The organism is Acidisarcina polymorpha (assembly GCF_003330725.1).
Classification (GTDB): Bacteria; Acidobacteriota; Terriglobia; order Terriglobales; family Acidobacteriaceae; genus Acidisarcina; species Acidisarcina polymorpha.
Genome location: NZ_CP030840.1, coordinates 2,589,832 through 2,611,148, shown reverse-complemented (window position 1 = coordinate 2,611,148; position 21,317 = coordinate 2,589,832). Strand labels below are relative to the sequence as shown.

15 protein-coding genes and 1 tRNA gene are annotated in these 21,317 nt (G+C 55.5%); 8 read left to right on the top strand and 8 right to left on the bottom strand.

The genetic code is table 11. From position 1 onward, the window contains the following. Nucleotides 1–84: 84 nt before the first annotated feature. Nucleotides 85–1,047: a site-2 protease family protein gene (locus tag ACPOL_RS11210; RefSeq protein ID WP_161557299.1), complete on the bottom strand. Its 963-nt coding sequence runs from the start codon at nucleotides 1,045–1,047 to the stop codon at nucleotides 85–87. Nucleotides 1,048–1,060: 13 nt separating this feature from the next. Continuing rightward, entirely contained in the window at nucleotides 1,061–1,396 is a 336-nt protein-coding gene (locus tag ACPOL_RS11205) for an HU family DNA-binding protein (RefSeq protein ID WP_479686126.1), read from the bottom strand. Between the two features lie 211 nt (nucleotides 1,397–1,607). On the opposite strand from ACPOL_RS11205, the gene dcd reads away from it, so the two are divergent. From dcd to ACPOL_RS11170, 7 genes are all read left to right on the top strand, one after another. After that, nucleotides 1,608–2,162 carry a dCTP deaminase gene (gene dcd / locus ACPOL_RS11200; protein WP_114207139.1) on the top strand — a complete coding sequence of 185 codons (555 nt, stop codon included), beginning with the start codon at nucleotides 1,608–1,610 and terminating at the stop codon, nucleotides 2,160–2,162. Nucleotides 2,163–2,493: 331 nt separating this feature from the next. Beyond that, on the top strand, nucleotides 2,494–3,180 hold the full coding sequence (locus ACPOL_RS11195; protein WP_114207138.1) for a lipid-binding SYLF domain-containing protein: 687 nt from the start codon (nucleotides 2,494–2,496) through the stop codon (nucleotides 3,178–3,180). 122 nt (nucleotides 3,181–3,302) lie between these two features. Further along, nucleotides 3,303–4,208 (top strand): lysophospholipid acyltransferase family protein, encoded by a 906-nt coding sequence (locus tag ACPOL_RS11190; RefSeq protein WP_114210771.1) that lies wholly within the window; start codon nucleotides 3,303–3,305, stop codon nucleotides 4,206–4,208. A gap of 230 nt (nucleotides 4,209–4,438) precedes the next feature. Then, nucleotides 4,439–5,434 carry a sugar phosphate isomerase/epimerase family protein gene (locus ACPOL_RS11185; protein WP_114207137.1) on the top strand — a complete coding sequence of 332 codons (996 nt, stop codon included), beginning with the start codon at nucleotides 4,439–4,441 and terminating at the stop codon, nucleotides 5,432–5,434. A 73-nt stretch (nucleotides 5,435–5,507) separates the two neighbouring features. Next, nucleotides 5,508–6,827 carry a Gfo/Idh/MocA family protein gene (locus ACPOL_RS11180; RefSeq protein WP_114207136.1) on the top strand — a complete coding sequence of 440 codons (1,320 nt, stop codon included), beginning with the start codon at nucleotides 5,508–5,510 and terminating at the stop codon, nucleotides 6,825–6,827. 1,412 nt (nucleotides 6,828–8,239) lie between these two features. Beyond that, the gene (locus ACPOL_RS11175) at nucleotides 8,240–11,320 is read left to right on the top strand and encodes a chitobiase/beta-hexosaminidase C-terminal domain-containing protein (RefSeq protein WP_236657403.1); all 3,081 of its coding nucleotides are present in this window, start codon (nucleotides 8,240–8,242) and stop codon (nucleotides 11,318–11,320) included. A gap of 186 nt (nucleotides 11,321–11,506) precedes the next feature. Next, nucleotides 11,507–11,581, top strand: a tRNA-Gly gene (locus ACPOL_RS11170). A gap of 87 nt (nucleotides 11,582–11,668) precedes the next feature. Here ACPOL_RS11170 and ACPOL_RS11165 read toward each other — a convergent pair. Beyond that, complete coding sequence (locus ACPOL_RS11165; protein ID WP_114207134.1) at nucleotides 11,669–11,824, bottom strand: DUF3309 domain-containing protein; 156 nt, start codon at nucleotides 11,822–11,824, stop codon at nucleotides 11,669–11,671. Between the two features lie 71 nt (nucleotides 11,825–11,895). Further along, nucleotides 11,896–12,603: a uracil-DNA glycosylase gene (locus ACPOL_RS11160; protein WP_114207133.1), complete on the bottom strand. Its 708-nt coding sequence runs from the start codon at nucleotides 12,601–12,603 to the stop codon at nucleotides 11,896–11,898. 116 nt (nucleotides 12,604–12,719) lie between these two features. Here ACPOL_RS11160 and ACPOL_RS11155 point away from each other — a divergent pair, with 116 nt between their 5' ends. Then, nucleotides 12,720–14,072: a nucleotide sugar dehydrogenase gene (locus ACPOL_RS11155; protein WP_114207132.1), complete on the top strand. Its 1,353-nt coding sequence runs from the start codon at nucleotides 12,720–12,722 to the stop codon at nucleotides 14,070–14,072. 40 nt (nucleotides 14,073–14,112) lie between these two features. Here ACPOL_RS11155 and ACPOL_RS11150 read toward each other — a convergent pair whose 3' ends face one another. From ACPOL_RS11150 to ACPOL_RS11135, 4 genes are all read right to left on the bottom strand, one after another. Next, nucleotides 14,113–17,253, bottom strand: a complete 3,141-nt coding sequence (locus tag ACPOL_RS11150) for an efflux RND transporter permease subunit (RefSeq protein ID WP_414633342.1) — start codon at nucleotides 17,251–17,253, stop codon at nucleotides 14,113–14,115. Further along, a complete protein-coding gene (locus ACPOL_RS11145) occupies nucleotides 17,250–18,560 on the bottom strand; it encodes an efflux RND transporter periplasmic adaptor subunit (RefSeq protein WP_236657402.1) in 1,311 nt (436 codons plus the stop codon). Before ACPOL_RS11145 ends, ACPOL_RS11150 begins: the two co-directional genes overlap by 4 nt. Before the next feature lie 20 nt (nucleotides 18,561–18,580). Beyond that, nucleotides 18,581–20,020, bottom strand: a complete 1,440-nt coding sequence (locus tag ACPOL_RS11140; RefSeq protein ID WP_236657401.1) for a TolC family protein — start codon at nucleotides 20,018–20,020, stop codon at nucleotides 18,581–18,583. A 160-nt stretch (nucleotides 20,021–20,180) separates the two neighbouring features. Continuing rightward, nucleotides 20,181–21,314: a DegT/DnrJ/EryC1/StrS family aminotransferase gene (locus ACPOL_RS11135; RefSeq protein WP_114207131.1), complete on the bottom strand. Its 1,134-nt coding sequence runs from the start codon at nucleotides 21,312–21,314 to the stop codon at nucleotides 20,181–20,183. Between the last annotated feature and the right edge of the window lie 3 nt (nucleotides 21,315–21,317).

Sequence of the window (21,317 nt, the reverse complement as noted above, 5' to 3'; positions counted from 1 at the left end):
GCCAGTCAGGAAAGGCCGAGTCAGGGCACGTCGCGCCGGCACTGCTCGATCAGGCAAATCTGCAATCCAAACCTGCAATCTCTGTCATCGCAGATAGCCCAGCAGCCCGGCGTCAGCGAAAGGAGCAGGCAAGAACGTCAGCACCAGCATCAACACTGCCAGCCATCCAAAGCGGCCACGGTTACCGCTCAACTCCGGATACGCCGCAACATAGGGATGCCGCATCGCCGGGATCAGCAGGATTACGCCCCACAAGAGCCAACCCACCCACAACGTCAGACCGGCAATCAGCAGCAGTCCGGGAACGGCGATCGTGATCCAACGGTGCCACCGCCGCGAAATCGCATAAAGAACATGGCCGCCATCCAACTGCCCGGCTGGAATCAAGTTGAGAGAGGTGACGAACAAGCCGACCCAGGCGGCAATCAGGACCGGATGCCAAAGTAAGTTGTCCAGCGAAGGAAACGACGGCGCCAGTAGTCGCATTGGTGCATATAACAGCCTCATGGCCAGCGGAGCGTTCAGTTGGATCAGTACCGGTTGTACCGGTCCCGCCGCCGTCTTCGACAGCAGCAAACCAACCAGAGTCGCAGGAATCGCCACGACACAGCCGGCAACCGGCCCCGCAATGCCCACATCCATCAGCGCGTCGAGCGACGGAATGCCGAATCGTATGCGGATCACGGCGCCCGCCGTGCCGCTCAGCGTCGGTGCAGGCAGCAGATAAGGCCAGGAAGCAACAACCCGGTGGTACGCACAGAGCAGCCAATGGCCAAATTCATGCGCCAGCAGAATTGCCAATAGGGTCAGGGAGAAGGACAAACCGCCAGCCAGTTCGCCCGGATGCTTGAAAACCCACATAAACGGCACAAAGTCCCCAACCGTGGCAAAGGCCGGAATGCCCCTCCGGAAGTTCCACATGTAGAGAGCGCCAGTACTCGTAGTGGTGATTATCGTCACGACCCCGAGCAGGATCGACAATGCCGCCTGTCGGCGAGAGACCGGCGCCGGGTTTAGCCGTCGAAGGAGTTGTCGAAAAGCCAGCACTTACTCGACGGATCTAATCGTCATCGTCTTCTTCGTCGTCAACGTCATCATCGACGTCGGCGGTCACGGGAGCATCACTCAGGTGCAACTCTTTGCCCGGCTTGAAGCGGACCGCCTTCCCCGGCGCTATCGTGACTTCCGCCCCGGTGCGAGGATTCCGTCCGATTCCCGTCTTTCGAGGTCTGACATTGAAGACGCCGAAACCGCGGAGTTCGATGCGATCGCCTCCGGCCAGCGCTTTTTTGAGACTTTCAAATACGGTGTCGACCGCCGCTTCGGCTTTGTTGCGCGGCAATCCGGTCCGCTCGATCACATTGTGGATGATGTCCTGCTTGATCAACGCGCTCACCTCGGAGAATCAGCGGGTTCGTCTCTCCACCCTGGAGCAATGCCCGGAGCTACCCCCCCGAGACCGCTCTAAGCCGATGCTAGAGGGCTTGCTGAGCATTGTCAACGCATCGCCGCTCCCGTAATATGCTGATTTCAGACCATCATTCTGCGATTTCCTTTAGTCGCAAAAAACAGCGCCATCGGTTCCCCAAGCGCAATCAGGGAGAGAAATGTCCATTAAGAGTGACCGTTGGATCCGCGAACAAGCCTTGCAACATTCGATGATCCAGCCTTTCAGTGAAAAACAGGTCCGCGAAGGAGTGATCTCCTACGGTCTCTCCTCCTACGGTTATGACCTTCGGGTAGCGGACGAGTTCAAAATATTCACCAACGTCAACAGCGCGATCATCGATCCGAAAGACTTTGACGAACGGTCGTTCGTCGCCGTGCAGTCGGATTCGGTGCTGGTCCCCCCAAACTCTTTTGCCCTGGCACGGTCGGTCGAATATTTTCGGATTCCCCGCGATGTCCTGACGATCTGTGTCGGCAAATCGACCTATGCCCGCTGCGGCATCATCGTCAATGTCACCCCGTTCGAGCCGGAATGGGAGGGGTTCGTCACCCTCGAGATATCCAATACCACGCCCTTGCCGGCGCGCGTATACGCCAACGAAGGCTTGTGTCAGATCCTCTTTTTCCAGTCAGATGAGGTCTGCGAGGTCAGCTACGCTGATCGCAGAGGGAAATATCAGAAGCAGCAGGGCATTGTACTTCCGAAGCTATAAAGAATTCCCATTACGGCCTAAAGATCAATATTCCGCAAATTGTTACTTTCGTGTCTTGCAGTAACCATGCCTTATGACCCATAGTGTTACTAGAAACAACGCAGATCTGGGGAACGGGGTAGTGATCGCCGTATAGGCGTTTACTACCCCGATTTTTTTTGTTCTCCCTTCAGGCCTTTTGATCGCGATTTTTCTCAACCCTACAGGTAAAATCAGCATCTGACGGGTTACTGGCTATGCTCCGCGCAGCGGGGCGCCTGTTGCTGTGTTTAAAACTTTAATGAGTTGTTCAAGTCCGGAGAGAAACCTCTACCGGCAGATAGGGGAACACATGAAAAAGGTTTTTACATCACTTTGCCTGTTAGGGGCAGTCACGTTGTCTGCCAATGCCGCCACCGACCGGGCAACATTGGACAGCCGCATCCAAGCCGCCACCAGCACCATCAAGCAGATCATGGATGTGCCGGACAACGCTATTCCGGATAAGATCGCGCAGCAAGCAACCTGCATCGGTGTGATTCCTGGGCTCAAAAAGGGCGCCTTCATCTTCGGCGCGGAGTATGGGCGTGGAGTAGTCACCTGCCGCACTGGCCAGGGCTGGAGCGCTCCGGTCTTTATTACCCTGGGTGGCGGCTCCTTTGGCCTGCAGCTTGGCGGTCAATCGACGGACGTCGTCCTGGTTGCCGTGAATGACAAGGGATTTCAGGATCTTCTCAAGTCGAAGTTCAAGATTGGCGGCGACGCTGCTGCCTCGGCTGGCCCGGTTGGACGTAACTCCCAGGCTGCAACCGATTGGAAGCTCAATGCCGAGCTCCTCACCTACTCCCGTAGCAAGGGCCTCTTCGCCGGAATTGACCTTAACGGCGCATCCGTGACTCAGAGCATGGACGACACCAAGAGCTTCTACGGAGAAGGGCACACCTTCGAAGACATCCTGAAGGGCAATGTTCCCGTGCCGGATGACGCGAAGCCTTTCGTCCGCACCGTAGCCAAGTACTTCCATTCCGTTCAGCAGTAGTCTCTTCTCGCCGCACAATCCCAGACATTTATCCGCCAGAGGTAGCTTCGGCTACCGTCTGGCGGAGGGCTGTGTAGCTGCGACTGTTTGTGAGCTACACTTTGCATTGGTCGAGCGAGGCATTGCGAAGAAAGCTTGAGTTTGTTGCCGTCCTGCTGTTGATCCGCTGCCTGGGTTGGTTGCCGCGCAATGCGGCCCGCGCCGTGGGAGCCGGCATTGGCGCTGCGGCGTATATCCTGTTGCACCGTCTTCGTCGAGTCGGCTACCGAAACCTGCAAATTGCCTTTCCGCAGCTCTCCCGCTACGAGATGACTCGGTTGCTTCGGGCAGAGTATCGCAATCTAGGCTGGCTGCTTGCCGAATTCTGCCAGATGCGGAAGTACACTCCAGAAAATACCAGGAATTTCCTCAGCTACGATGGGCTGGAACGATATCTGGCGGCCCGCGATGCTGGGAAGGGGGTTCTCATCCTTACCGGCCATCTGGGCGCTTGGGAGCTTTCCAGCTTCTACCACTCGCTCATGGGCTACCCGATGAGTATGGTGATCCGCCGGCTGGATAACGAAGCCGTCGATCGCCTGGTCAACAGCATCCGCTGTCTTCACGGGAACAATGTGGTTCATAAAGATGACTTCGCCCGCGGTTTGATCTCCGCGATGCGCCAGGGCGAAACCGTGGGCATACTCATGGACACCAACATGACTCCGCCGCAGGGGCTTTTCGTGGACTTCTTCGGAACCCCAGCCTGCACTGCTTCCGGGATGGCGCGTGTCGCCCTCAAGACGGGCGCGGTCGTGCTTCCCGGATTCCTGCTGTGGGAAGAGGCCAGTCGGCGCTACGTCCTCCATTTCGGGGAACCGCTGGAACTGATTCGTACCGGTGACAACGAGGCAAACATCATCGCCAATACCGCTATGTTCACCAAGGTGCTGGAACAATATATCCGCCAATATCCTGAACAGTGGCTATGGCTGCATCGCCGCTGGAAGACTCGGCCGGAAGGCGAGCCGCCCATTTACGCCCCTTAGAAAATTGATTTTCCGCTATCGAAGAACTACATTGGGTGTTTCGAGCTTTCGGGCGGCGCCTGCGATTGCGTGAGCCTTTCACTTCCGGGATTTGCGAATCAACTCAGCGTCGCGCGCTACTTTCAACAGAGAAGCCGTGCTTCGTGAGTGCATCCAGGATCGGATAGAGGGTGATCGCTCAATCTACAGGCGCTCTCTAAGCCATTTCATAGTAAGTGCAGGAGCCATCGATGTCCCCCACCCGTCGCGAGTTTGTAGCTGGGCTAGCAGCATCGGGCCTCATCTCAGGATTTCCATCCGCGTCTCACGCACGCGGCCGGGCATCTGCAGGCGAGTCACCTGGTACAAGTTGTCCATTCCGTCTGGCTGTGATCAATGATGAAATCTCCCAGGATTTTGACCACGCCTGCTATGTGGTATCGAAAGATTTCGGTCTGCAATGGATCGAGTTGCGCGGCATGTGGAACAAAAACATTAGCGATCTCGATGCGAAGGAGATTGCTGACGCACGCAAGATCCTCGAGAAGTACCAGCTGCGGGTGACTGACATCGCCAGTCCGGTTTTTAAGACTGATTGGCCCGGGGCGCCCTTGTCCAAGCAAAGCCCCAAGCGCGACCAGTTCAATGCCGCGTTCGATTTCAAGCAGCAGACGCCTCTATTGGAACATTGCATCGAGTTGACCAAGGCATTTAATACCGACCGGCTTCGTTGCTTCGACTTCTGGAGACTGGACGACCAGAAGCCCTATCGCGCGGCCATCAATGACAAGCTCCGCGAAGCTGCCGAGACCTGCGCCAAAAGCAACGTGATCTTGATCCTTGAGAACGAGATGGCCTGCAATACCGGCACCGGCGAGGAAGGAGCCGCCGTTCTGGCAGCCATCCCGAACAAGAACTTCATGCTGAACTGGGACCCAGGCAACGCCGGGACTTTTCCAGGGAATACTCCTTACCCGAATGGCTATGAGAGTCTTCCCAAAGAACGCATCGGTCACTGTCACTGTAAGGATGTGAGCCGCAAGCCAGACGGCAAGTTCGAATGGCAGCCAGTCGGCGGCGGCCTGGTCGATTGGGTCGGGCAGTTCCGCGCATTTCAGCGCGATGGCTACCACTATGCTGTAAGTCTGGAGACACATTGGCGCGGAGCGGGAACTCCGGAAGCGTCCACCCGCGTCAGTATGAAGGGCCTGAAGGACGCGCTGCAAAAGGCCGGTATCCAATGCTAGGTCGTCTTACCGGTTCGAGACCACAAAAGGATTGCAACAGAAAGCTTCTCGAAGTTCATCCCTAAGGAAAACGATGACGACTCGGCGTGCGTTTCTCGAAACACTGGCAATTGGAAGTGCAGGATTTGCAATCGCCTCTTCGGCAAAGAGCTACGGTCAAATCATGGGCTCGAATGATCGCCTCAACTTCGCAGTGATCGGACTGAACAGCCGCGCCTATGCGCATCTTTCTTCCCTGAAGGCGAACAAGAATACTGCCCGGATCTCTCATATATGCGACGTCGATAGCAATATCCTCAAGAAGTTCGCCGACAGCGTACAGCAGGAGATGGGTTATTCCGCCGCCACCGGCAAAGATTTTCGAGAGATCCTGCAGGCGAAAGATGTCGACGCCATCACCATTGCCAGCCCCGATCATTGGCATACTCCCATGGCTATCGCGGGGCTTAAGGCGGGCAAGCATGTCTATGTAGAAAAGCCCTGCAGCCACAATCCCGCTGAAGGCGCGCTGCTGGTAAGTGCTCAACAGAAGTACGGCAAGCTGGTGCAGATGGGCACCCAGCAACGGTCCTCTCCCCATACGATCGAGATCGTCGACAAGATTCATAACGGATTGATCGGTCGCGCCTACTTCGCTAAGGCCTGGTATAGCAACACCAGAAAGTCAATCGGAACGGGAAAGCAAGCCGCGGTGCCGCCGCAGCTGGACTGGGAACTCTGGCAAGGTCCTGCCCCGCGACGGCCTTATACAGACAATGTGCAACCGTATAACTGGCACTGGTTCCGGATCTACGGCACTGGAGAGGCTCTGAATAACGGTACCCATGAAGTCGACGTATGTCGCTGGGCGCTGGGCGTCGACTATCCCAACCGGGTCACCGCCTCCGGTGGAAGATATCAGTTCAAGGATGACTGGCAGTTCTATGACACCTTGGTGACTAGCTTCGAGTATGACGACAAATTTCTGTCCTGGGAGGGTAAGAGCTGCCAGGGCATGAAATATTACAACCGGGACCGGGGGTCGACGATCATGGGAACCACCGGATCGGTCCTGGTCGATCGTGACGGATATGAGGTCTACGATGCCAAGGGAAACAAGGCGAGCGAATTCAAAGTAGGGAAAGAGACCTCATCCTCAGATCTCATCGGCCGCGATTCGATGACGGACCTGCACTTCGCGAACTTCATCGCCGGTATCCAGAAAGGCGAGAAGCTGCATGCGCCGATCGAAGTCGGAAACGTCGCCGTTACCATGCTGCAAATCTCCAACATCGCGTGGGAGGTGAATCGCGAGATGCACCTCGACACCCAGAACGGCAAGATCAAGAACGATGCTAAGGCGATGGAGATGTGGCAGCGAGACTACGAGAAAGGCTGGGCGCCGACCATCTAGCACGGTTCCGCTAGAAGGAGCATAGTCGCGGTCGTGATTGCACCAGCAATCTGTTTCAGAGTTCTGCGCCTCGGGAGTTAACGGATCGGAGATGACTTTTGACCAGCGCCAAAGCCCTTCTCGAGGCACAGTCTATCCACGGATAAACAGAGGCGCCATCTAATACAGTAGAGTTTTCTCTCTCCTCAACGTTAAAGCTCCGTCGAGGAGCTAGGCAAAGTATAAGTTCTCTCTCTCGAGCAGCCATAAGAGATGCCAATGAGGAGCCGCCCTTGATGATGGTACCCGAAAGCTGGCATCGCTCTACACCCAGGTAGGCGACGCTGGCGCTCCTCCGGCTACACCGCAATAACAAACACCGACCCTAGCCACAAAAAGATTCACTATGGAGTGACGGCACCGCTTTCGCAAGCGAGTTAACCCTCATAATTCGTCACCGGTGCGTTTCTTTCGAAAGTCGTGTCACCTTTCGCTGCTCCTATCGGCCCCTAACAACTTCATTGACCTGGCGTCGTGAGTTTCGCATCTCTGCCCGAGCGTGGTGCGAGATATGGCGCTTTGAAATGTTCCGGGCAGTTGGTCATACCCGAGTAATCCCCTTTAGGAACCTCAATACACATAATTATCGAAACGAAAGTCACATCCGCTCGAGCGAACCGCATAGTCTCTAGATACCATCCAGCACACTTTACGGCCGAACGTTGCGAGCGTTGCGCAATCGTGAGATCGCGGTAACCGTTTTAAGGAATTACTAATGACAGCTATAAGTTTCGTTGTAGATCGGGCAGGAATCTGAAATAGTGCATTGAGCATGACGCGTCTGCTAAAGGCTTTTATAAGTATAGGCAGCCAGTTACTAGTTCCACCCTTGGAGTAGACCCGAAAGCATTCCTGTCTCAATGAAGAACTAAACCGACGTTCTATGCCGAAGACTAGGAAGCTACGTGGTTGGTCCTATATGTCAGTTGGGCGGTGAAGCGCCATCTCTGAAGATCATTTTAGCGTTTCGTCTCACAGCCACCTTGGATTTTCTTGCGAGAGAATAAATGAAACATCCCGTCGCCAGCAGTGTGACTATAGCTCATCCTTCCACATCCCTAGGTCTGTCATCTTCCCGGCGAAGCTGCCTCTTGTCATTGCGGATCTGCTTTTTTCTCGGCTTTGCTAGCTATATAGGAACTTCTAGCATTGAGGCTAGCGTACTCACAGCCCACAATGATAATGCGCGCACAGGACAGTATCTTAAGGAACTAGTGTTGACGCCAGCGAACGTGAACACTGCCACCTTTGGAAAGCTTTTCTCGCAGCCTGTGGATAGCCCGATTCGTGCACAGCCTCTATATGTTTCGTCGCTTACAATCCCCGGGAGAGGCGTACATAACGTCGTTTTTGTTGGTAGTTCTAACGGCACCATGTACGCATTCGACGCGGGAAGCAATGGCGGCAGCGATGCTAAACCTTTGTGGAAGTCTTCATTGCTTGCTGGCACCGGCAGTAAACCTACTGTCTATACGATCCTTGGCACGCCAGTCATCGACCCAACCACAAACACGATGTACGTGGCGGCTATGACGTCAGACAGCGGAACCTGGACTGCTCGATTGCACGCGCTGGATATTACAACAGGGCTGGAGAAGTTTGGTGGCCCTACCTTAATCCAGGGATCGGTCGCCGGAACTGGAAGTGGCAGCGTCGGAGGGGTACTCACTTTCAACGCCGGCCTCGAAATTCAGCGAGCCGGACTACTCTTGCAAAACGGCGTAGTCTACGTCCCCTTCGCCTCGATTAACGATAACGGCGCTTGGCATGGCTGGATCTTCTCGTATAGTGCAGCGACCATGCAGCCAATCAGCATCTTCTGCACCACTCCGAACGGAACCGGTGGGGGAATATGGCAAGGGGGTGCGGGGCTTGCGGCAGAGGTGAACAATCCCAACCAGCCATTCGGCAGGATGTTTGTCTCGACGGGCAATGGGACCATCGCGACTGCTCCACCTTATACAAACAGCCAGAGTTATGCGATGAGCTTGATCGATCTTGATCTTACTGGCGGGGTGATGACCGTTGAAGATGAGTTCACACCTTTCAACGCAGCGTCCCTGGACGCTCAGGATGGTGACCTAGGTTCGGGGGGCGCCGTGTTGTTACCAAGTCAGGTTCTGGCATCCGGAACAACTCTGAATCCACTGGTGCACGTGGGCAAGTATGGCACGATCACCATTCTAAACCGGAATCAATTGGGCGGTTATAACACGACAGCCGATCAGGTAGTGCAAGAGGTAAAGACTCCCAGTTCAGGCTACAGTAGTTGGGGATCGGGTATCTGGGGATCTCCTGCTTACTGGAATAATAAAATCTATTTTGGCGGGGTTCCTTCCGGCGGGACAAACAGCGTGACGGCCTACTCCTTCGTCAAGGGTGTTCTCTCGTCAGCGCCAACTAGCCAGACAGCGGAGCAGTTTGCGTACCCAGGTCCTACGCCTTCCATTTCCGCGAACGGAACTCACAGCGGCATTGTGTGGGTCCTGAAGAACGATGCTTACACAATCTCAGGGCCGGCCCTCTTATTGGCCTATGACGCCACCAACCTCGCGAATCTCCTTTATGCAAGCAATGCAAACTCGGCGCGCGACACTCCGGGTCCGGCTATACGATTCAACGTGCCTACCGTGGCCAACGGCAGAGTATACGTCGGTACCGCCAATCAGTTGAGCGTATATGGGATCCTTGGCAATCTACCAACCGTCGCTTCCCCGATCTTCACCCCATCCTCAACAGGCTTCGTTGGTTCTCAGGTAGTGAGCATCTCCGATGCATCGCCCGGGGCAAAAATCTACTATACAACCGATGGTTCGACACCCTCGATAAGTTCAAACCTTTACACTGGCCCGTTCACGATTACTTCGAGCAAGATCATCACGGCTGTTGCCAACGCACCAGGATACTTGCAAGGCCCCTCGTCGACTGCAACTTACACCTCGTCAGTTACAACTATGGACCCGTCCCTTTCGTTGGCGGCCGGAGAGTACTCAGGTCCGCAGATGCTGACCATTACCGATAGCTCTCCAGGAGCAGTCATTTACTACACCGTCGATGGATCCACTCCGACAACCTCCTCGAATATCTACGCTCAGCCTCTGAATATCCCCGTTCCAGAGACCGTACAAACACTCGCTGTTGCTCCAGGTCTCTCGCCTAGCTTTGTGGTAACGGCTGTTTATACTATCGATCCGCTTTACACGTTCGCCTATCCGAATGGTTTTGTAGGGTCGGAGAGTACTATCCAGTTCAACGGCAGCACCACTCTAGACGATTTTCGTCTACAGCTGACCAACGGCGGCTTGAATGAACAAAGTAGTGCATTCTATAACACCCCTGTTAACATCCAGGCATTTACTACCGATTTTGTCTTTCAGCTATCGAACCCTCAAGGAGATGGACTTACTTTTACCATTCAGAACAGCGGGCCGAACGCTGTCGGCGGTAATGGAGACGCACTTGGCTATGCCACTATTCCCAACAGTGTGGCGGTCAAGTTCGACTTAGTCAACGACCAGGGAGAAGGACCCGATTCCACCGGTATTTATCTCAACGGCGCTATGCCCACCGTTCCAGCTATCGATCTGACGAATACCGGCATCAATCTGCATAGCGGAGACTACATGCAAGCGCACATCACTTATGATGGCGCCGCCCTGAACCTGAGCATCACCGACCAGATTACTGGCGCCAAATGGTCGCATTCCTTTGCCGTCAACATACCGGCAGCGGTTGGCGCAAATACCGCTTATGTCGGCTTCACTGCTTCGAGCGACTCAGTCTCGGCAAGCCAAAAGGTCACCTACTGGACTTACCTGGGCAGCCAATTGACTGTGCCGAACTATCCTGCTGGCTTCGACAACGGCAATCTCGTGATGAATGGGAACGCAGCACTGACGGGCAGCACGCTCCATCTAACGAATGGAGGCGCAAGTCAGTTATCAAGTGCTTACTTCTCCCAGGCAGTACCAATTGCAAAATTCACAACAGACTTCGATTTTCAATTTACGGGCGCGACGGCCGATGGGTTTACCTTCGTTCTGCAGAATGCAGGAACCACCGCAATCGGCGCCGGCGGGGGCGGACTTGGTTACAGCGGCATACCTCAGAGCGCAGCGATCAAATTCGACATCTATAACAATGCTGGAGAAGGATCCGACTCGACGGGTTTCTACCAGAATGGCGCTCCTCCCACGATACCGTCGATCGATCTCACCCCTTCGTCTTTGGGTTTAAACCTGGGGCATCTCGATCATGCGCATATCGTCTACGATGGTTCGGTACTCACCTGGACAATCACAGATCCGCTGGGGCATCGGTTCAACACCAACAGTAAGACGGTCAGCCTGTCGGAGATCCTCGGAGGATACACGGCGTACGTGGGCTTCACTGCCGCAAGTGGGGATGGAACAGCGATTCAAAACATCGTCGACTGGACATATACGAGTCCTTAGCCCAAGTCTTTGGCCATAGATCAGAGAGTCGTCTCATTCCCAGTCTCGCAAATTGGGTGGAACGGCCAGCAGGTGCCGGTGGACAATCTTGCGTTGAGGCTCGCTGGAACGTTTCGGCTCTGAGGTGGTACCCTGTTGGTACGTGATGTCGAATAGCCACGTCTTGATGAATTGTTCTAAGCGCCTGCGGGAGTAGTTCAGTGGCAGAACGTCAGCTTCCCAAGCTGAATGTCGCCGGTTCGATCCCGGTCTCCCGCTCCATATAAATAGCCGCTCCATACGAAGGAATGTCGGCGCCGGCGAATGGTATAAGGGCAGTTCCCGCTTCCGCACGTACCAATCTCTTGCTCAGAAGACATGGAGAAGAAGCAGGACGACTACGATCGCCAGAATCAGACCGATACCTCCGGTAGGATAGTATCCCCATCCCCGGCTATAAGGCCACGCGGGGAAGGAGCCGATGAGCATCAAAACCAGAATGACAATCAGAACATCGACAAGCATCTTTGACCCTCCTATAGCTAGGAAGATGTAGTTTCATGCCATGAAGATGTCTAGGCGCCACCGAGCACTTGCTAGAAAGAAGCGAGTTCACGCGCCCTCTGAAAAATCTTGAGAAACATGGCGGAAGTGAGCTTGCCGGTGTTCGTGTTCTGCAGCGAAGGATGGTAGGTCGCTATCAGGAACCTCTTTGAGACCGGTTCGAACTCCGCTCCATGGGCAAACTGCAAGTCGCGTCGGCGGCTAAGATGTCCGCGCCGGATCAGATGGGCAACATACCCGTCGAAGGCGATTTTACCCAGGCAGACTACCACCCGCAGACGCTCCAGAGCCACAATCTCTTCGTCGAGGTAAGAGGAGCAATTTGCGATCTCTGCCGGCAGCGGCTTGTTATCGGGCGGAGCGCAGCGCACTACCGCGCTGATCCACGCATCGAGAAGCTGCATGCCATCGGTTCGTGAGACGGAGTGGGGCTGCGAAGCGAAACCCGCCTCATAGAGGATGGGATACAGGAAATTCCCGGAACCATCTCCTGTAAAGGGCCGACCCGTCCGGTTAGAACCGTGCGCTCCCGGCGCAAGACCAAGGATTAATACCCGCGCAAGTGGGTCGCCGAACGAAGGCACGGGTCGTCCCCAATACTCGTGGTCCTGGTAGGCACGGCGTTTGCGCAGCGCCATCTCTTCGCTGTGCATCCTGAGGCGCGGACAGCGCTCGCATATCAGGATGCGGCTATTCAGTTCAGCTAGTGCCTCCGGGCCGGTTTTTGTAAGGGAAACCATTTGGAAATTCTAGAGCAGTTTGCGACGAGCCATCGCCCCGTCCAATGAGGCCCGCGCCCACGTTCTCTTCAGCAGAATGTTCGATTGCAGTCTCCGCGTTAAACTAGAGACACCTTATGTCAGTGCCCGCGCTTGCCGCCAGCCCCATTAACGAAAGAAAAGAGAAACTCGACCGGCGGACCGCGCGGATTGGCGTGATTGGCCTTGGGTATGTGGGCCTGCCACTCGCTCTGCTCTTTAGCGAAGAAGGGTTTCCGGTCACCGGCTTCGATATCGATCCGGCTAAAGTGGAAACCCTGAATGCAGATGGCTCCTACATCGTCCGCATCACTCCAGAGGAGATCCGCTCTGCTCGGAAACAGGGCTTCTCCGCCACTGCCGACTTTTCACAAATCGCACTTATGGACGCAGTCCTTATCTGTGTGCCCACTCCGCTGAACGACTATCACGAGCCCGACCTGAGCTTCGTCACCAAGACAGCATCCTCAATCGCGCCTTATCTTTGGGCCGGTCAGCTGATTGTTCTCGAGAGCACAACCTATCCTGGCACCACCGAAGAGGTCCTTGTTCCGCTCCTCGAAGCGGGCAATACGCAGTCCTTAAAAGTTGCGCGCACTGCAGAAGAAGAAGGCTTCTATGTGGCATTCTCACCGGAGCGCGAAGATCCCGGGAACGACACGATTGCCCGTCGCAAGATACCCAAGGTCATAGGAGGAGTTGGGCCGGTTGCTCTTGAGTTCGCGTCCGCCCTTTATCAGACGATTTTCGATCGTACCGTACCGGTTTCTTCGCCCGCCGCCGCGGAGATGACCAAGCTTCTCGAAAACATCTATCGCTGCGTCAACATAGCCCTGGTCAACGAACTCAAGCAACTATGCCAGCGAATGGGTATCGACCTGTTCGAAGTGATCGATGCCGCGAAGACCAAGCCATTCGGATTTCAGGCCTTTTATCCGGGGCCCGGTCTCGGTGGCCATTGCATCCCCATCGACCCTTTCTATCTCTCATGGAAAGCCAAACAGTTTGACTTTCGCACCCGCTTCATCGAGCTAGCCGGGGAAGTCAATATTGGTATGCCGTACTACGTGATCGATCGCGCGACCGCTGCACTGAATGACCGGCGAAAAGCATTGAACGGCTCGAAGATCCTGGTGCTCGGTTTGGCTTATAAACGCGATATCGATGACTTGCGCGAATCGCCCGCGCTCACCATCATCGAACTGCTGCGCGAACGCGGCGCCATTGTCTCCTATAACGATCCATTTTTCCCCACCGTAGGCCGTGGCCGTCATTATGACCTCAACATGCAACGAGTTCCAGTCACCAGCCTAGGCGATTACGACGCAGTGATGATCGTTACCGATCACACCACCTATGACTATCCAGCCATTGTTCGCGAATCGCAATTGGTCATTGACACTCGCAATGCTACAAAGGGCATAGTGGCCGGGAACATCGTTCGTTGCTGAGGTAAAAGCGAGTTGACCTGAGACGTTCACAAACTCTGCTCTAGGTTGTCGATACGATAGTGTTGCGCGTCAGATAGTAGTAAATGGCAGGCGTAACTATCAGCGACAATGCGAGCGAGATCAATAATCCTCCGATTACCGCGATTGCCAGAGGTTGCAGCATTTGCGAGCCAGCCCCCAGAGCTAAGGCCAAAGGCAGCATACCGCTGATCGCCGCTAAGGCAGTCATCAAAATCGGCCGCAAACGTCTCTGCGCCGCACTGAGCATGGCATCGTAGGAGGTAAGACCCGCGGCGCGGAAATTCTCATCAGCATCCAGCAGGAGGATGCCGTTCTTGGCTACAATGCCGATGACCATAATCAGGCCCATAAACGAAGCGACATTGAAAGTCTTTCCTGTAACTAAAAGCGCAAAAATGACTCCCGCCGTCGACAGCACCGACGAAATCAGGATCGCAATAGGCGCAGAGAAATTGCGAAACTCTACTAGCAATACTCCAAAGACCAGAACCAATGCGAGTGCGAGGACTGCGCCTAACTCACGGAACGACTTTTGCTGCTCTTCGTAAGTGCCGCCATAACTCACCCCCACCGTCGACGGAATCTGCAACCGGGAAACCGTCTGCTGGACTCGTTTGATCGCCGTCCCGAGATCGGAACCCTCCAATCTGCCAGTAACCGTAACGAATCGCTTCAGGTTCTCCCTGCGTATCTCATTCTGTGGCGGCAGTTGTTCCAATTCAGCGAGTGCGCTCAGGGTCGCCGTTCGCCCTGAAGCACTGTTAAAGACGGTATTTTCTATCGCGTCCAGAGAAGCACGATGGGCAGCATCGAGACGCACTCTGATCGTGTAAGGATGGCCATTTTGGATGAGCGGGGTTAGGGCCTGCACTCCATCGAGTATCGAGGTCGCATCCGTTGAGATCTCTTCTGTCGTAAACCCAAGTCGCGACGCGACCGCCGGATCCACCTGAAAGCTCGTTGCTGGACCGCTTATCGTATTGTCAATGCCGTTTTCGACGTCCACTACGCCGGGCAGCTTGCTGATAGCATCTCCTACGCGAGGTGCTATGCTGTTCAACAAATCAGGGTTATCGGAATATAACTTGATCTGGATCGGCTCCGGCGCATTTGACAGGTCGCCGATCATGTCTTGGAGCACTTGAGTGAACTCGACATCCAGTTCTGGCTCAGATGTTTTGATCTGCTGTCGCAGGTCAGCCATCACTTCATCAATGCCTCGATCGCGCTGATTCTTGAGCTTGACCGTAATATCGCCCGTATTCGCTTCGGTCACTGCGGCAAGACCCATCTGCAAACCGGTGCGCCGGGAGATGCTCTGCACCTCGGGAGTATTACGCAGCAGGCGTTCGACGTGCTCCAGAACCCGGTTCGTCTCCGTCAGTGAACTCCCCGCCGGCATAATGTAATCGAGAATGAACCCTCCCTCGTCCATTTCGGGGAGCAAATCGCTTCCGAGAGTCTGATAACCGAAGAACGTCCCGGCGACCAAAACCACACATCCACCAAGCAGCCACAAAGGCTTGTTGAGAGCAAAACGCAGCGCACGCTCGTGCCAGCCAAGAACGGTCGCCATGAGTCTGCCCGCCTTCGCCTGGCGCCCAGATTCGTCGCCGCCTTGGCTCTGGTTCTCTCTCGTCCTTGGCTTTGCTCGCAGAAGATAAAGGCTAAGACTGGGAGTCCAGGTAAGTGCAAGCAGCAGCGAAGTTAGCAGAGCTACCGTCATGGTGATGGCGAGCGCGCGAAAGAAACTGCCAGTAACCCCGGTTACCGCGATCAGTGGTAAGAACACGACGATTGGCGTAACCGTTGAGCCCACTAGAGGAACCATTATCTCGCGAAGTGCCTTCCGCACGGCCGCGACTCGCGACTCTCCTGATTCCATGTGAAGCGCGATGTTTTCAACCACGACAATCGCGTCGTCGATCACCAGACCCACTGCCGCGGCCAAGCCGCCGAGAGTCATCAAATTAAAACTCTGGCCGACGATCCTCAAGAACAGAAAGGTAATTGCGATGGTCACCGGTATAACGAGGCCCGCAACCAGCGAAGAACTCCAATCCCGTAGAAAGACAACCAGGATAATGGAGGCCAATACCAGGCCAATGAGAATCGCGTCGCGGACGCTGGCAATGCTCGCGCGCACAACCTGCGATTGATCGTAATAGGGCTGAACTTGGATGCCCGGAGGTAAGGTCTTCTTGAACTGCTCGATCGCAGCGTTCGCCGCATTTGCGACCGCCACCGTGTTTCCTGCAGGCTGCCGCGTGATGTTGATCAATACTGCTGGCGCTCCATCCGCTGTCACCACCGTGTAGACCGGTAGCGTATCCGGAACGATCTTGGCAACGTCGGCCAGCCTGATCGGGACGCCGGCCGCGGTGGTCTTCACCGGAATTCTGGATAACTCCTGCGCATCGTGTACCTGCCCGCCTACTAAACCCAAAACCAACTGATGATTGGCTTCATAGAGACCCGGAGAATCGACGAGGTTCGTCAGCTGAATCCCGTTGACGATATCCGAGATAGTGACACCGGAGGCTTGCAACTTAGCCATGTCCGGTACAACGTGAAATTCCGGAACCTTCCCTCCCTGGACGGTCACCGTGCTTACTCCCGGGAGGCGGTTCAACGCTGGCTTCAGATCGTAGGTGGCAATTTCCCATAGCCTCGTCTGCGAAACCGTACTTGAGGTAAGGCTGTAACCAAGAATTGGAAACGTCGCAAATGTGAGGCGATTCAGTGTCAACCGCACCGTCGACGGTAACGTCTGAGTCACGCTTGCGGTCGCTGCCTGCACCAGTTGCAGCGTATGAAACATATCGACGTTCCAGTTGAAGAACAGGCTGACTTCCGCCGACCCCCGGCTAGTCGTCGAGCGCACCACTTGGAGCCCGGGAACACTATTGATTGCCTCTTCCACCGGCCGCGTGATCGCTACTTGCATCTGGTCGACAGGCATCACTCCGTTGTCGATGCCAATCACGACCCGAGGGAAGTTAGTCTCCGGGAAAACCGAGATAGGTATCTGAAACGCTAACAACAAGCCGGCGGCCGCGAGCACAATGGTGAAGAAAAATATAATCCGGGCATAGCTTACCAGCCAGAACGGGCGGGTTACTTCGGGTCTCCGCAGCAAGCGATCTCCAGGGTCGCTCACTTCGACTCTCCTGCCGCAGGCTTCTCGTCCGCGTCCTTCTCAGAAGGTTGCACCACCTTAACTTTGGCGCCATCGTCAAGCGCATAAGAGCCATTGGTTACTATCTGCGCGCCGGCTGTCACACCACTTACAATCTGTACGAGGCCGCCGTCCTCAATGCCAGTTTCGACAGGGGTGCGATGAGCCACTTGGTCTTTGCCGATGACCATTACTGCTTTCTTACCTGACTGAGTGGTCACAATCGCTTGAGCCGGAACCACCACCGCTCGATCAACCGTCCTCCCGGCAAGAGAGACCTTCACCGCCGTGCCTGGCCTGAGCATCCCGTCCGAGTTCCCGATTCGCACCCAGACCTCCACGGTGGTGCTGCCTGGGTCAAGGGCCGGACTGATTAACGTTATTCTTCCATCCTCCGGCTCCGCCACTCCCGGCACTGTTACTGAAGCCGGGTTGCCGAGATGAAGCAACTGTGCCTGTGATTGTGACAAGTGAAGCTTAGCCAGCAACGCTGAAGTATCCATGATCGTGATCAACGGAGTTCCGGCGGCCGCAGTCTCCCCGGCAAACAGAGGGCGCTCCGTCACGACGCCCGCTATCGGACTCTTGACTTCGGAATACGCCAGCTGCGCCTGTGCGCCGCTATACTTTCCCTCCGCTGACTCGAGTTGACCTTTCGCGTTCTTCAACGCGGCTTCGCGACTTACCTCTCGCATACCGGCCAGATGTTTTTGTGCGGAGTCGAAGGCCGCCTGTGCTTGGACCAGCGCCGCCTCTGCTGTATCAAGATCGCGCCCCGGAAGAGCGCCTTGTGCAAAGAGCTGCTTCCTGCTTTCGACAATCTTCTGGTTTAATTCAAGGTTAGCCTTCGCCTGGGCAAGATCGAGTTCCGCCTTCTGGTAATCCTCCGGAACGACCGCCTTGGTCGTCGTCTGATAGGAAGCCTGAGCGGCATCGTAGCTGCCTTGACTATCAGTAACCGCCGCTTGCAGGTCGCGATTCTCCAGTGTCGCCAATAACTCACCGGCTTTGACCTTCGACCCTCGTTGTATATAGAACCTGCTGACCGGCGCAGTGATGCGTGGCGCAATGGCGGCTTGAGCGAGCGGCGCCAGCACCGCATCCGCGATGATATGTTCGGTAATCCTAGTCTGGGCGGCTGGGGCCGATTCCACCTCCACCTCAGTAGGAGGAGTGCTCTCACTCTGCTTACATCCAGTCAGTGGCAAGAGCACGGCAAGCAACATAACAGTGCAACTGCGAACCAGCGACACAGCACCGGGTTTGTTGCCACCCTGAGAGCTCGCCATTCTTAGACATCTCGCCATTCTTAGAGCGCTCCCGTGAGTGTTTGCAGATTAGCTAAGGCCACCCGATAACGAAGCACGCCATTTGCATGTGCATCCTCGGCAATCGTCAACGCATTCTGCGCGTCCACAACCTCAAGCGCTGTCGCCTCGCCCGCGCTATAGCGTAATTTCGTCAGCCCGAGACTGTCTTGGGCCGTGCTAACACTGGCGTCCAGTGAAGCTAACTGCCGGTCGGCCACGCTGGCCTCGTTGTAGTACTCCTCCAGTTGCGCAACTAATTGTCTCTGCGTCGACGTGAGCACAACCTGCGCGGCCTTTTCATGCAATTCGCTTTGTTTCACGCGATCATGGATCGCAAACCAGTCCCACAGAGGCACGTCGATGCCGGCGGATGCCGAGTAACCAAGGTTGTGGACGCCTTCCGGTCCGTTGATTGCAAATTGCGGTGCATCGATGCCATAGATGTAATTGAACGAAAGCGCCGGAAGATAAGCCGCCCTCGAAGCCGACACCTCACTCTTCGACGCGCGTACCGCCTCGAGCGCGCTGCGAAGGTCAGGATTGCCTCTACCCGCTGCGGCCTGAGCGTCATCACGCGACGGCAAGGGCGGCGGCACAACTGCGCTGTCCGCTGTTTGGAACGCAGTCCGCGGATCGGGGAAGAGCAGAGTTCCCAGATGAAGCGAAGCCTTCTCCGCCTCCAACTGCGCGTCCTCGAGTTCACGGCCGCGCTGTTGGGCCTCCAGGCTGGCCTTCACTACGTCGGCGTGAGCGACTTCCCTGCCGGCCTCAAGCTTCTTCGTAAGTTCAACAAATGCATCCGCCTCACGTGCGGCCCGTGCGGCCACGCTAAGCTTTTGCCTCGCTGCGACGACTTCGAAATACTCAGAGACGACAGTAACAATCAACCCTCGCCGCGAAACCTCTAAATCAGCCTGGGCCCTGGCAGCGAGCGCGGCAGTGCGTCCATAGTCTGCGATGTTAGCCGCGCTGATCGTCTCAGTCGCCAGAATTTGGCTGGCATATTCACGAATGGCATTGTTGGCGATAAACCGGGGAGCAGGCTGCGCCGATACTCCTTGTCCAGCCTGATTCCGTGATCCGTTTGGTTGCGTAAATAGATATTGTCCGTGAAAGGATGCTTGCGGTAGCAAAGCAGAGCGGGCCAGAGAATGGTCGAGCCTCGCGGAGCCGTTCTCGGCGACGCTTGCCGCATACGCTGGGTCGTTGACCAGGGCACGTCGAATCGCTTCTTCGAGAGTGATGACCAGCGGTTGAGCAGCATCATCGGAAGGAACAGCAGCATTCGAGGAAGAGAGGATTGTTGTGGGAGATACGAATGGTCCCTGCGCGAGCCCTGAACTTGCAGCCGCAAGCGACATAGCAACGGCAATTGGGAGGCCCCATACAAGGGCAAGATCCCGCTCGATCACCCATCTATGTTCAGGATTAAATCTCAAAACTCACTCACCGTACAGGAATGACAGGGACACCGATGCACTTGCTCATGAGCAAAGGCTAGTGGTTTGACCTTAAGGCAAGATGAAGTCCCGGAGAACCTCGCTCCGAAAGCCTGCAGTGAATCACGGGTTCAGCGTTCCCTCGCGGATAGAACACAACCTATCCGGCGATGAGTTCCGGCCTCGTTGCTGCGGAGTGCTTTCTCAAAGTTTCGATAGATTCAGCGACCATCTTTGCAACACTCACTAAATCTTCGTCCGAGAGATAGGGGTGCATGGGCAGACTTACTACGTGTTTGGCAGCCGCCTCTGCCACAGGGAAATCCCCCTCCCGGTAGCCAAGAGAGCTATAAGCCGGTTGCAGATGAAGTGCCTCGGGGTAGTGAACCGCAGTAGGAACTCCGCGTCTCTTCATTTCTTCTTGAAAAGCATCGCGGTCCTCCACTTCAATCGTATATTGCGCATAGACGCTCGCAGATCCCTCCATGATTTCCGGAGTCTTGACGATCCCTTGTAAGAGCTCGCCGTAGCGGGCGCCAACATCCGCGCGCCGTTGTACCTCGGTATCGAATACTTCGAGCTTCGCCAACAGTACCGCTGCCTGGATCGAATCCATCCGGGCGTTTACGCCGATCATCGGATGATGATATCGCCGGTCTTGTCCGTGATTGCGAACCATCCGCATTCTCTCCGCAAGCTCATCATCACTGGTAAAACAAGCGCCACCCTCTCCGTAACAGCCCAGGGGTTTCGACGGGAAAAAACTCGTACATCCCACCAGGCTGAGATTGCACGATTGCCTGGCTTTGTAAGTGGCGCCAAAACTCTGCGCTGCATCCTCGATGACCGGGATGTCGCCGGCCGTCTCCACTATCGCATCCATATCGGCGCACTGGCCATAGAGCGATACCGGCAGGATCGCCTTAGTCTGTGTCGTGATGGCGTGCGACAAGCGTTTCGCGTCTAAGTTATAAGTGGAAGGGTCGATGTCTACAAAGACCGGAGTCGCGCCAAGCAGCGTGATAATTTCCGCCGTAGCAAAAAAACTGAATGGCGTCGTAACGACTTCATCCCCGCGGCCGATCCCGAATGCCAGCATTCCCAACAACAGAGCATCGGTCCCGCTGGAACAAGCGATACAGTGCTTTGCCCCGGTCCTAGCGGCCAGGGCTTCTTCCAACTGCGAGATCTCGGGACCCATGACATACTGGCCATGCTCGAGCACTGCATGGATACGCCGGTCGACCGATTCTTTGATATTGCGATATTGGGTCTTGAGGTCGATGAATTCCATTAC